General features: G+C 67.6%; 12 protein-coding genes. 5 read left to right on the top strand and 7 right to left on the bottom strand.

The window, feature by feature from the left end; all coding sequences use genetic code 11:
- Positions 1–12: 12 nt before the first annotated feature.
- The 3 genes from LZ586_RS13995 to LZ586_RS13985 form a co-directional block, all read right to left on the bottom strand.
- Complete coding sequence (locus LZ586_RS13995; protein ID WP_235076895.1) at positions 13–306, bottom strand: GIY-YIG nuclease family protein; 294 nt, start codon at positions 304–306, stop codon at positions 13–15.
- A gap of 154 nt (positions 307–460) precedes the next feature.
- Positions 461–892 (bottom strand): CoA-binding protein, encoded by a 432-nt coding sequence (locus tag LZ586_RS13990; RefSeq protein WP_235076894.1) that lies wholly within the window; start codon positions 890–892, stop codon positions 461–463.
- Positions 893–905: 13 nt separating this feature from the next.
- Complete coding sequence (locus LZ586_RS13985) at positions 906–1,862, bottom strand: Mrp/NBP35 family ATP-binding protein (protein ID WP_235076893.1); 957 nt, start codon at positions 1,860–1,862, stop codon at positions 906–908.
- Positions 1,863–1,933: 71 nt separating this feature from the next.
- Here LZ586_RS13985 and hflK point away from each other — a divergent pair, with 71 nt between their 5' ends.
- The 5 genes from hflK (at position 1,934) to LZ586_RS13960 (ending at position 9,204) form a co-directional block, all read left to right on the top strand.
- Entirely contained in the window at positions 1,934–3,058 is a 1,125-nt protein-coding gene (hflK, locus tag LZ586_RS13980; protein WP_235076892.1) for a protease modulator HflK, read from the top strand.
- Between the two features lie 11 nt (positions 3,059–3,069).
- Complete coding sequence (gene hflC, locus LZ586_RS13975; RefSeq protein WP_413777344.1) at positions 3,070–3,912, top strand: protease modulator HflC; 843 nt, start codon at positions 3,070–3,072, stop codon at positions 3,910–3,912.
- Positions 3,913–4,006: 94 nt separating this feature from the next.
- Positions 4,007–5,536 (top strand): Do family serine endopeptidase, encoded by a 1,530-nt coding sequence (locus tag LZ586_RS13970; RefSeq protein ID WP_235076890.1) that lies wholly within the window; start codon positions 4,007–4,009, stop codon positions 5,534–5,536.
- 74 nt (positions 5,537–5,610) lie between these two features.
- Positions 5,611–7,209, top strand: coding sequence for a helicase HerA-like domain-containing protein (locus LZ586_RS13965; RefSeq protein ID WP_235076889.1), 1,599 nt, complete (start codon positions 5,611–5,613; stop codon positions 7,207–7,209).
- Positions 7,210–7,251: 42 nt separating this feature from the next.
- Positions 7,252–9,204 (top strand): OPT family oligopeptide transporter, encoded by a 1,953-nt coding sequence (locus LZ586_RS13960; protein ID WP_413777293.1) that lies wholly within the window; start codon positions 7,252–7,254, stop codon positions 9,202–9,204.
- Between the two features lie 3 nt (positions 9,205–9,207).
- Here LZ586_RS13960 and LZ586_RS13955 read toward each other — a convergent pair whose 3' ends face one another.
- From LZ586_RS13955 to LZ586_RS13940, 4 genes are all read right to left on the bottom strand, one after another.
- Positions 9,208–9,654: a hypothetical protein gene (locus LZ586_RS13955; protein WP_235076887.1), complete on the bottom strand. Its 447-nt coding sequence runs from the start codon at positions 9,652–9,654 to the stop codon at positions 9,208–9,210.
- A 78-nt stretch (positions 9,655–9,732) separates the two neighbouring features.
- On the bottom strand, positions 9,733–9,906 hold the full coding sequence (locus LZ586_RS13950) for a DUF465 domain-containing protein (RefSeq protein ID WP_235076886.1): 174 nt from the start codon (positions 9,904–9,906) through the stop codon (positions 9,733–9,735).
- Positions 9,907–10,132: 226 nt separating this feature from the next.
- Positions 10,133–10,948, bottom strand: coding sequence for an APH(3') family aminoglycoside O-phosphotransferase (locus tag LZ586_RS13945; RefSeq protein WP_235076885.1), 816 nt, complete (start codon positions 10,946–10,948; stop codon positions 10,133–10,135).
- Positions 10,948–12,234: a glycoside hydrolase family 130 protein gene (locus LZ586_RS13940; protein ID WP_235076884.1), complete on the bottom strand. Its 1,287-nt coding sequence runs from the start codon at positions 12,232–12,234 to the stop codon at positions 10,948–10,950. The genes LZ586_RS13945 and LZ586_RS13940 overlap by 1 nt, the downstream gene beginning before the upstream one ends.
- Between the last annotated feature and the right edge of the window lie 21 nt (positions 12,235–12,255).

The following is a 12,255-nucleotide window of genomic DNA, read 5'->3' as shown; positions in this document are numbered from 1 at the left end:
CTTTCTTCGGGTTCAGACTAGCGTATCGAAGAGATCGCGCCATTCGGGATTGCCGCGCTCGATCAGCGCGAACTTCCACTCACGTTGCCACCGCTTCAGCCGTTTCTCGTGCGAGATCGCGTCGGTAATCGCGGGTGCGTGCTCAGCCCACACCAGCCGGTGCAATCCGTAACGCTTGCAGAAGTCCGAGCCGTCGCCGTTGCGATGCTGGTTCACCCGTGCGGCGAGATCGGACGTGACGCCGACGTACATCGTCCCGCGGTAGCGGTCCGCCATGATGTAAACGTAGCCGCCACCGTGGCCCATCCGCACAGGAAGGAAGAAGCGGGACCCCGGGTCAAGCCCGGGGTGACAGGGGGTTGGATGAAGGGTCTTCGTCATCCCGGCCTTGAGCCGGGATCCCGCTTCTTCTGCCGGCAACGAGGGAGCGGACCCCGGGTCAAGCCCGGGGTGACGAGGATTATTCGCCCACCCGCTCCACGCCCAACCGCGGAATGTCGATCTTGGGGCAGCGGTCCATCACCACTTTCAGCCCGGCAGCTTCGGCGCGGGCGGCTGCTTCTTCGTTGATCACGCCGATCTGAAGCCATACCGACTTGGCGCCGGCCGCGATCGCCTCGTCCACTGCCTCTCCGGCGGCCTGGGGGCGGCGGAAGATGTCGACCATGTCGATCGGCTCGCCGATCTGGCTGAGTTCGCGGAAGACGAATTCGCCGTGGACATGCTCGCCGGTGATCTGCGGATTGACCGGGATCACGCGGTAGCCGCGGCTCTGGAGGTACGCCATGACGCCGTAGCTCGGCCGGTCGGGGCGGTCGGACGCGCCGATCATCGCGATGGTGCGGGTTTCCTCCAGCAGGGCGCGGATATCGTCGTCGCGGGTCAACGGCATGGCTCGGCTCTCCTTATGCGGCGAGCCATTCGTCCAGCCTGGCCGCCAGAGCGGCGAACGTCTCCGCCTCCGGCCCGTTCCCCGCCGCCGGCGGCTGCCCTGTGTCCGAGGCTGTCCGGATCGCCATCTCCAGCGGGATGCGGCCGAGGAAGGGCAGGTCCATCTTCGCCGCCGCGCGCTCGGCACCCCCTTCGCCGAACGGGTGCGAGACCTCGCCGCAATGCGGGCAGGCATAGCCCGACATGTTCTCGATCAACCCGATCACCGGGACGCCGACCTTGGTGAACAAGTCGATGGCGCGCGTCGCATCGATCAGCGCCAGGTCCTGGGGCGTGGAGACGATCACCGCGCCGGCCGGCTTGTGCTTCTGGATCATGGTAAGCTGCACGTCGCCGGTGCCGGGCGGCAGGTCGAGGATCAGGATCTCGGCATCGCCCCAGTCGGCGTCGATCATCTGGGTCAGCGCACTGCCGGCCATCGGCCCGCGCCACGCGACCGCCTGCCCTTCGGCGACGAGGCCGCCCATCGACAGCATCGGCACGCCGAAGCGCGTGGGGATCGGGATCATCGTCTTGTCGCGCGCCTCGGGCCGTATGCCTTCGACCGAGAGCAATTTGGGCTGCGACGGGCCGTAGATGTCCGCATCGACCAGCCCGACGCGGCGGCCCCGGCGGGCCAGCGCGATGGCGAGGTTGGCGGCGACGGTGGACTTGCCCACCCCACCCTTGCCGCTGGCGACTGCGATCAGCCGGCGCACGCGGCGCTCGCTGGTCTGGAGCACGCGCACTTCGGTGACGCCCGCGACCGACGCGGCAGCGGCGCGGACATCGGCTTCCAGCGCCTCGCGCGTGGCGGGGGCGAGGCCGGTGACGTCGAGGACGATGTCGGCGCGGCCGGCGTCGAAGCGGGCGGTTGCACGGCCCGCCGCCACTGGGGCGAGCAGCGCCTGGATTTCTGCTGCGATGGTCATGGCAGGGGGACATAAGCGCACAATCGCGTCACGCCACTGTAAATCCGTGGCCGGGTACTTATAAAGGCTCCATGGTGAACTCACTGCGCTGGCGCGCGCTTGCCGCCATTTTGAAGAACGAGGCTCCCCGCGGCCCCTGGGGCAGCGGCGGAAGCGGCGGCGGTTCGGGCAATGGCGACGGCGGGAACGGCGGCGGCAACGGCCCGCGCAATCCCTGGTCCTTTCCGCCCGAGGGACGGCGTCCCAAGCCGGGCGGCGGCGGGTCGCTCGACGAGCTGTGGCAGCGCGCGCGGCGCGGCGGCGGGCCTAGCCTGCCCGGGATCCCGAGCGGCAGCCGGCTGTGGCTGATGGTGATCGGCGCGCTGCTGGCGGTGTGGGTGCTCTATACCAGCATTCATCCGATCGGCCCGCGCGAGCGCGGCGTGGTGACGTCGCTCGGCAGCTATGCCGGCACGCTCACCCCCGGCGTGCGGCTGACATTGCCGGCACCGCTGCAGATGGTCGAGATCGTCGACGTCGCGAACATCCGGACCGAAAACTTCCCGACCGGCGGCGAGAATTTGATGCTGACCGGCGACCAGAACATCGTCGATCTGGCCTATTCGGTACGCTGGGACATCCGCAGCGCACCCGATTACGTCTTCCAGATCGCCAAGCCGACCGACACGGTGCGCGCGACGGCCGAGAGCGCGATGCGCGCGGTGATCGCCACCACCAGCCTGAACGACGCGATCGGCGAAGGCCGCGCGCGGATCGAGGGCCAGGTCCAGGTGATGATCCAGCAAATCCTGGACGAGTACAATTCCGGCATCCGCATCCAGGGCGTGGCGATCCAGAAGGCCGCGGCACCCCAGGCAGTCGACGAGGACTTCAAGCAGGTCACCGCCGCCCAGCAGGAGGCGCAGACCAACAAGAACAACGCCAACGCCTATGCCCAGCAGATCATCGCCGGGGCACAGGGCGAGGCGGCCGAGTTCGACAAGATCTACGAACAATACAAGCTCGCGCCCGAAGTGACGCGGCGGCGGATGTATTACGAGACGATGGAGCAGGTTCTGGCGCGTACCAACAAGACGATCGTCGAGGCGCCGGGCGTGACCCCGTACCTGCCGCTGCCGGCGATGCGCGGCAATGGCGGCGCCAACGCGCAGCAGGTGGCGCCACAGGCCGAGCCCCAGGCAGGAGCGACCAAGTGAACCGGACCTGGATGCGCAACCCGATCGCGCTGGCGGTCCTGGCGCTCGCCGCGGTGTTCGTGGTGCTGAGCACCGTCGCGATCGTGCCCGAAACCAAGCAGGTCGTCGTGTTGCGGCTCGAGCAGCCGCTTCGCACCATCAACGCCTATCGTCCCGGCGAGCAGTTCGGCCGCACCCAGGCGGGGCCGTTCTTCCGCATCCCGTTCGTCGACCGCGTCGTGTGGGTCGACAAGCGCGTGCTCGATGTCGACCTACCCAACGAGCCGGTACTTTCGACCGACCAGCTCCGCCTCGAGATCGACGCCTATGCCCGCTTCCGGGTCGTCGATCCGCTGCGCATGGTGGTGACGGTGGGCAGCGAGGAGCGGGTACGCGACCAGCTCCAGCCGCTGCTGCGCTCGTCGCTGCGCAACGAACTGGGCACGCGCCGCTCCGAAATCCTGCTGAGCCCCGAGCGTGGCGAAGTGATGGACAACATCCAGGCCTCGCTCCAGCGGCTCGCAAGCCAATATGGCGTCGAGATCGTCGACGTCCGGATCAAGCAGACCGAGCTTCCCGACGGTTCGCCGCTCAACAGCGCGCTGGAACGCATGGCGACTTCACGCCGGCAGGAGGCCGCGACGATCAAGGCGCAAGGCCTGAAGGAAGCGCAGATCATCCGCGCCACCGCCCAGGCACAGGCCGCGCAGATCTATGCCCAGGCGTTCAACAAGGATCCCGCCTTCTACGACTTCTACCGCGCCATGCAGTCCTATCGGAACACGTTCCTGGCGCAGGGCGAAGGCAAGGGCGACACCCAGATCATCTTGTCCCCGCAGAACAGCTACCTACGTGAGTTCATGGGGCAACGATGAGCTTTTCCGTTCGTTCATATTCAAACGCCGTTCAGCAATCCGGCGCAAGAGTCTGCTTCGAACGCTTCTTCATCCTTTGAGAGGATTTCCGCACGTGCGTTATGCATACGCTATTACCACTGCCCTTGCACTGAGCGGCGCCGCCGCCGTCATGACTCTCGAGCATCCGGCCGGCGCGCAGACCGCGCAGAACGAACCGGGTGCGATCCAGGCCAGCGCACCGCGCGGCGGCGCGCCGATGAGCTTCGCCGATCTGGTCGCGCGGCTTCAGCCCGCGGTGGTCAACATCTCGACCACCCAGCGCATCACCGTGCCGCAGCAGCAGAACCCGTTCCAGGGCACGCCGTTCGAGCAGTTCTTCGGCGGCCCGCGCGGCGGCAGCGGCGGCGGCGCGCGCACCCAGGAAGCACAATCGCTCGGCTCGGGCTTTCTGATCTCCAACGACGGCTACATCGTCACCAACAACCATGTGGTCTCGGCCGGCACCCAGGGCGCGACAGTCGAATCGATCACCGTCACGCTGCCCGACCGGCGCGAATTCACCGCCAAGCTGGTCGGCCGGGACGTCGCTTCGGACCTCGCGGTCCTCAAGATCCAGGGCAGCAACTTCCCCTTCGTCCGCTTCGGCGACTCGCGCCAGGCGCGCGTCGGCGACTGGGTGGTGGCGATCGGCAATCCGTTCGGCCTGTCGGGCACGGTGTCGGCCGGTATCGTCTCGGCGGTGAACCGCGTCGGCGTCGGTCCGTATGACCGCTTCATCCAGACCGATGCCTCGATCAACCGGGGCAATTCGGGCGGCCCGATGTTCGACCTTCAGGGCAATGTCATCGGCATCAACTCGCAGATCCTGTCGCCCACCGGCGGCAATGTCGGCATCGGCTTCGCGATTCCCGCCGAGCAGGCCAAGCCCATCGTCGACACGCTGATGAAGGGCGAGACGGTCACCCGCGGCTATCTGGGGATCCAGATCCAGCCGGTCACCGACGACATCGCCGGCGCGCTTGGCGTAAACAAGGGCAAGGGCGAAATCGTCGGCCGGGTCGAGCCTGGCCAGCCTGGTGAGCGGGCTGGTCTGCGCGCCGGGGACGTGGTGCTGGCGCTGAACGGCCAGGAAATCACGCCGGAGCAGACGCTGACCTATCTGATCGCACGCCAGAAGCCGGGCACGCGCGTCAACCTGGACGTGCTGCGCGACGGTCGCCGCCAGCAGCTGAGCGCCACCGTCGGCACGCGTCCTTCGGAAGAGGAAATGGCGGCGATCTCGGGTCCTGGCTTCGACCCCGACGCCGAGGATAACGGGCCGCAGGCGCCGCAGTCCTCGTCGTCGTCGCTTGGCCTCGCCGTGCAGCCGCTGACCCCGCAGATCGCCCGCTCGCTCGGACTGGATCAGTCCGTTCGCGGCGTCGTGGTGCTCAGCGTCGATCCGAACAGCGATGCAGCGACCAAGGGTCTGCGCCGTGGCGCCGTCATCACCCGGGTGAACGCCACCCCGGTCGCATCGGCAGCCGACATCACCCGGGCAGTGCAGGAAGCGCGCACCGCAGGCCGGACGCAGGTGCTGCTCTATGTCAACATCCGCGGCAATTCGGCGTTCGTCGGCGTCAATATCGACCCGCGCCGCTGATCCGATGTGCGGCGGCGGCTGGTAACCCGGCCGCCGCCCGCGCTATTCTCCCGTCATCCTGCTATGGGGTGGCAATGACCGACATCTTTATCGGCGCCAGCACCGACGGTGCGCGCCAGACGCTTCTTCTCCACCGCGCCAACCGCCATGGGCTGATCGCGGGTGCCACTGGCACCGGCAAGACGGTCACCCTGCAAAGCCTGGCCGAGGGTTTCTCCGCCGCAGGCGTCCCGGTGTTCGTCGCCGATGTGAAGGGCGACCTTGCCGGGCTGGGCATGACCGGCTCCCCCACCGCAAAGACCCACGCCGCCTTTGCCGCGCGCGCCGCCGAGATCGGCGACGCCGATTGGCGCTACGATGCCGCGCCGGTGCAGTTCTGGGACCTGTTCGGCGAGCAAGGCCATCCGGTGCGCACCACCGTTTCCGAGATGGGGCCGCTGCTGCTCGCCCGGCTGATGGGCCTGAACGAGACTCAGGAAGGCGTGCTGACCATCGCCTTCCATGTCGCCGACCAGGAAGAGCTGCTCCTGCTCGACCTGGACGATCTCCAGGCGATGCTCGCTCACTGCGCCGAGCGCTCGGCGGAGCTTTCCACCCAGTTCGGCAATGTCGGCAAGGCGAGCGTCGGTGCGATCCAGCGCCAGTTGCTGCAATTACGCACCCAGGGTGGCGACAAGTTCTTCGGCGAACCCGCGCTCGACATCGCCGAGTTCCTGCGCACCGACGAAAGCGGACGCGGCATCGTCAATGTCCTAGCCGCCGACAAGCTGATGGCCTCCCCCAGGCTCTATGCCAGCTTCCTGCTATGGCTGCTGTCCGAGCTGTTCGAGACGCTGCCCGAGATCGGCGACCCCGACAAACCGACCCTGGTGTTCTTCTTCGACGAGGCGCACCTGCTGTTCGACGACGCGCCCAAGGCGCTGCTCGACAAGATCGAACAGGTCGTGCGGCTGATCCGCTCCAAGGGCGTCGGCGTCTATTTCGTCACCCAGAACCCGATCGATATTCCCGAGGATGTCGCCGGCCAGCTCGGCAACCGGATCCAGCACGCGCTGCGCGCCTTCACGCCCAAGGATGCCAAGGCGGTGCGCGCCGCCGCCGAGACCTTCCGGCCCAACCCCCGGCTCGACGTCGCGCAGGCGATCACCGAATTGAAGGTTGGAGAGGCCTTGGTCTCGCTTCTCCAGGCCGATGGATCACCCGCCCCGGTCGAACGGGCGCTGATCCGGGCACCAGGCTCGCGCGTCGGCCCGGTGTCGGCGGAGGAACGCCGCGTGCTCATCGATACCGATGGCGTGGGCGACCGCTATGACACCGCGATCGACCGCGAGTCCGCCGAGGAGATCCTCAGCGCGAAGGCCGACGAAGCGGCGGCCGCCGCGCTGGAAGCCGAGACGCACGAGGAAACGCTCAAGACCCAGGCGCGGATCGACAAGGAGAATGCCCGGATCGCCAAGGAAACCGAGCGTAGCCGCATCGCCACCAGCCGGGCGCAGCAGACATCGCCGTGGAACGACATGGCCCGCTCCGCCACCAGGGCGGCGGGATCGTCGCTCGGCCGCCAGGTCGCCAACGAGCTTGGCCGCGAGGTCCTCGGCGGACGCGGGCGGCGCTCGCAGTCGCTCGGCGCACGGCTGGTGCGGGGGGTGCTCGGCGGGCTGTTCAGGGGCTGAGAACCGCGCCATAACGCCCGCTTGAATTTGGGGAGCATGGATTTGGCGACGGTATCCGGGGCGCGTGCGCCGCTTGAACTCACGCTGCGCGGCGTGCTGCTGGGCGGCGCGATCACGCTGCTGTTCACTGCGGCCAATGTCTATCTCGGGCTCAAGATCGGCCTGACCTTCGCCACGTCGATCCCGGCAGCGGTGATCTCGATGGCGATCCTGCGCTTCTTCCCCAATTCGACGATCCTCGAGAACAACATCGTCCAGACGGTGGCGAGCGCGGCGGGCACGCTCGCTGCGATCATCTTCGTGCTGCCCGGCCTGGTCATGATCGGCTGGTGGAACGGCTTTCCCTATGTGACCACTGCCGCGATCACGATGACCGGTGGCATATTGGGGGTGATGTTCTCGGTGCCGCTGCGCCGCGCGCTCGTCGTCGATTCGCCCGAACTCCCCTATCCCGAGGGCCGCGCCGCCGCCGAAGTGCTCAAGGTCGGCGCCGAAAGCCGCGAGGGCGGTGAGGAAAGCGCCAAGGGGCTCAAGGTCATCCTGGTCAATTCGCTGGCCGCCGCCGGCTTCGCGGTGCTCACGCGGATGCGCCTCGCTGCCGAAGAGGGCGCCGCCTTCTTCAAGGCCGGCTCCGGCGCCACCGGCGTGATCGGCGGTCTTCAGTTCGCGCTGATCGGTGCCGGGCATCTGGTCGGCCTCACCGTCGGCCTCGCCATCCTGGCGGGCGTCGTGATCGGCTGGTGGATCGCGCTGCCGATCCTGAGCGCCGGCCTTCCCGGCACCGCCGAGGAAGTGGCCAATGCCGTCTTCCGCAGCGACGTGCGCTTCCTGGGTGCCGGCACCATCGGCATCGCCGCGATCTGGACGCTGTTCAAGATCATCGGCCCGGTCGCCGGCGGGATCCGTTCCTCGCTGGCCGCGTCGCGTGCGGCACGCGGCGGCGCGATCGTCGAAGTCGGCGAGCGCGACTTGCCGATCGGCGTGATTGGGCTGGTCTGCCTCGGGACGCTGTTCCCGATCGCCTGGCTCCTCTGGGACGTGCTCGCCGGCGGCCCGCTGGAAGGATCGGCCGTCATGCTGATCGCCGGATCTTTGGTCTTCGTGCTGGTGCTCGGGCTCGTGATCGCATCGGTGTGCGGCTACATGGCCGGCCTGATCGGCGCGTCGAACAGCCCGGTGTCGGGCATCGGCATCCTCTCGATCGTCGCCGCCTCGCTGATGCTGGTCGCAATGTTCGGCCGCGAAGTCGATCCGGGCACCACACAGGCGCTGATCGCCTATGCGCTCATCGTCACCGGCATCGTCTTCGGCGTGGCGACGATCTCCAACGACAATCTCCAGGATCTCAAGACCGGCCAGCTTGTCGGCGCGACGCCGTGGAAGCAGCAGGTCGCATTGGTGCTCGGCGTCGTGTTCGGCAGCCTGGTGATCCCGCCGGTGCTCAGCGTGCTCAACGCCTCATTCGGCTTTGCCGGGGTGCCCGGCGCCAGCGCCGACGCGCTCCCCGCCCCGCAGGCCGCGTTGATCTCCAGCCTCGCCAAGGGCGTGCTGGGCGGCGATCTGCGCTGGGACCTGATCGGGATCGGCGCGCTGATCGGCGCGGGCGTGATCCTGGTCGATGAAGTGCTGGCCCGCACCACGACCAGGCTGCGCATGCCGCCGCTTGCCGTGGGCCTGGGCATCTATCTGCCGATGGGCGTGACGCTGACGGTGGTGGTCGGCGCGGTGATTGGCTGGTTCTACGACCGCGCCGCCGATCATGCCCGCGATCCCGAATTCGTCAAGCGGATGGGCGTGCTGATGGCCACGGGCATGATCGTCGGCGACAGCCTGTTCGGTGTGCTCTACGCCGGCATCGTCTATGAGACGGGCAGCGAGGCGCCGCTGGCGGTGACTGGCCCCGGCTTCGCGCCTTATGCGCTGGCTGGCGGCACCCTGGCATTCCTCGCGATCACCGCCGCGCTCTACATCTATACCCGCCGCAAGGCGCGATAAGGGTCAGGCTGGGCCCGCCAGCCGATCGATTTCGGCGAGCAGCACGGGATGATCCGCCCGTGCTGCTGCGGCGAGATGTACATCGGCGTTGGACAGGCGGGAGGCAACCTCGCCGGCGATGGCGGAGCGAGCGGCGCTGCACCATCCCGGCCGGCTCCCGCGCATGATGCCGTCGGTAACGAAGCTGCGCGAAGCGGCTGCTTTGGAAGGGGTGGTCGCCGTCCGGTCGACCGCGAGCCGCGCGGTCCAGGCGCAGCGTAGCGTCGCACCGCGTCCTGGCGGGGCCACCGAGCCGATCTGCTGGTGTTCGACAATCACCCTGCCGCGATAGCGCGCGTCGACCGGCCCGGAGGGATGGTCGACGACCAGGGTGTGGGTGTGCGTGGCGGCCCCGACCGGCGCGGCGGCGAATATGCTCAGGCCGAGCGCGATTGTTGCGATTGCTGTCATGATGGTTCCTGCGGACAAGGCTTCCGCCGCGGCACCTGCGAGCGCCGCGCCGGAAGCTGTTGAGTCAGACGCGTGCGATCACGCCGGCTGGATCTGCGGCATGCGCGCGTGCAGCCGGTCCTTGATGCGCAGCCGCAGCTTCTTGAGCCGGAGCAGCTTGAAGCCGTCGGGCATGCGCTGCTTCAACTCGCGGCGGATCTGCTCGTCGAGTTGCCCGTGCAGGCGGATCAAATTGTAGGTGAAGTGATTCACTGCCTCTCTCCAATCGAAAATGGATCGATCGAGTCAGCCGCGAAGAGACCGGAAACGTATAGGCCTGCACCGAGCTAACTCGATGCGGTCCGACATCACGTCCGTCCGAAGACGAGCGCCAGAGGGGCCCGGCCCGCACCCTCAAACTATGGGGCAGGTCAGGCGATTACAAGAGCAGCGATCCCCGAAAGCGACGAGGCGCACGCGAAGGGCGTGTTCGCCTGGCCTAGAAGCACTCGTCGAGCGCGAGGTGGAAGGCGATCCGGTGCGCGTCGGGTTCGGCGATGCCATAAGCGGCGAAAAGCCGCGCCTGCAGCGCATCGTCGACCGCGCCTAGATTGTCCCACAGGATCGCGAGGTCCTGATATGGATCGGCGATACCGGCCCGGCCGACATCGATGCAGCCGACGATCCGCCCGCCCTCGACCAAGATATTGTCGAGCGAGAAGTCGCCATGCGTCACCACGCGCTCGGTCCGGAGCGGGAGCATGCCGGTGAGCTTCTCCCATAGCCGCTCGGGCGACCAGCCTTGGTGATCGTCGCCGAAATCCTCGGCATCGATCAGGCCGTCACGGAGCCGCTGTTCGGCTTGGGCGAGACGGAGCAAGTGATCGGCATTGAATGGGCATGCGGCGGCGGGAAGCGCATGCAAGTCGCGCAGGAACCCTGCCAGTGCGTCGACCAGCGCCGTCGCTCGTTCAGGCTCGGCTTCGAGGCATTGATAGGCAGTGCGCCCGGGCAGTGCCGAGGTGACCAGCCAGGCCGCGTCGCCATCGAGCAGGAACTGCCGAACCTCCGGCACTGCGATGCGGCCATAAAGCCAGCGAAGCCGCGCCGCTTCATCGGCAAGGTCCTGCGCAACTTGCCCGGTGCCATGCTTGAGATACGAGGCCGATCCGTCGGCACTGGCGATGCGGTACACCGCCGCCCCCGCCTCTCCCACCAGGTTGCGGTAGCAGCGGGCGCCATCCACCAGCGCGGCGAGGGCCGGGGGCACGGACGGCGGCGGGACCGGACGCTCGCGCTCCGCCCCGCCCGTCATCAGGCCATGCTTTCGAGCAGCGAGCGGATGCCGACGAATGCGAAGGCGACCGAACTGTCGGCCACCCCGTACGGGATGAACAGCTTGTCGCCGTGGCGGATCGCGCCGCAGGTATAGACCACGTTGGGCACATAGCCCTCGCGATCCTGATCGGCGGCGGCGAGCAGTGCCTCGGTCGAGCGCGCCAGCACCTTGGACGGGTCGTTCTTGTCGAGCAGCGCCGCGCCGATCGAATATTTGCGCATCGCGCCAACGCCGTGGGTGAGCACCAGCCAGCCCTCGTCGATCTCGATCGGCGGGCCGCAATTGCCCATCTGGACCAGCTCCCAGGGATATTGCGGCTTGATCAGCAGCTCGCCGCCTTCCCAATGGGTGATGTCGTCGGAGGCATGGAGGAAGATGTTCTCGCCGTCCTGACGGCCGATCATCATGTACTTGCCATTCACCTTGCGCGGGAACAGCGCCATCCCCTTGTTGCGCGCCGCGCTGCCGCTCATCGGCACCATGTCGAACGCGCGGAAATCGCGGGTGCGCAGCAGCTCCGACTGGATCACCGAGCCGTTGTAGGCGGTGTAGGTACCGATCCACTCCTCCGCGCCGTCGTCGTGGTGGAAATGGGTGATGCGCAGATCTTCCAGGCCATTCGACTGGGCGCGGGTGATCGGAAAGAGCACGGTGCCCGACAGCGTGGAATCGCGGTGCCGGTAGACGGTCACCGGGCCTTCGGGCACCCGGCTCTCGTCCTCCTCGCGCGCGTCCGCGGAGGTTGCGAAGGGCGGCTCGGGCGCCAGCATCATCTCATTGTCGTCGGTGATGATGCCTTCGCGGAAGGCCACCGACGAGATGTGTCCTTCGCCCACCGAGCGCAGCGACATCAGGATGCGCATGCTGCCCGCCGGCATGCCGGTCTGGTCGTAATGCGGCACCGCGCTCGGGTTCATCAGCGCCGCCGCGGCATAACTGTATTCGTGGCAGAAATAGGCGCCGATCAGCTGGCGCTTCTCGTCGCCGATCTGGCTTCCGTCGAGCTTCAGCAGCTTCTCGATCTCGTCATAGCGAGTCATGAACACGCGGCGCGTCTGCCAATGGCGCGCCTCGAAATCCTTGAGCACGGCCTCGAGCTGCGCACGCGCGACATCGGGCGCCATCGCCAGTACTTCGCGGACCAGCCGCTCGGTGCGGCTTGGGCCCCCGTTGCTCGACTGCCAGGCGATATGAAAGGGGCGGACCACCACGCGCGAAGGATCTGCGCGCAAGCGCAGCGAGTGGTTGAACAATTCCAGCATTGACCCCCCGAAAGGACCTGA

The sequence above is a fragment of the Sphingomonas sp. S2-65 genome, from assembly GCF_021513175.1.
Taxonomy (GTDB): Bacteria; Pseudomonadota; Alphaproteobacteria; order Sphingomonadales; family Sphingomonadaceae; genus Sphingomonas.
This window is presented reverse-complemented; position numbering and strand designations above follow the sequence as displayed.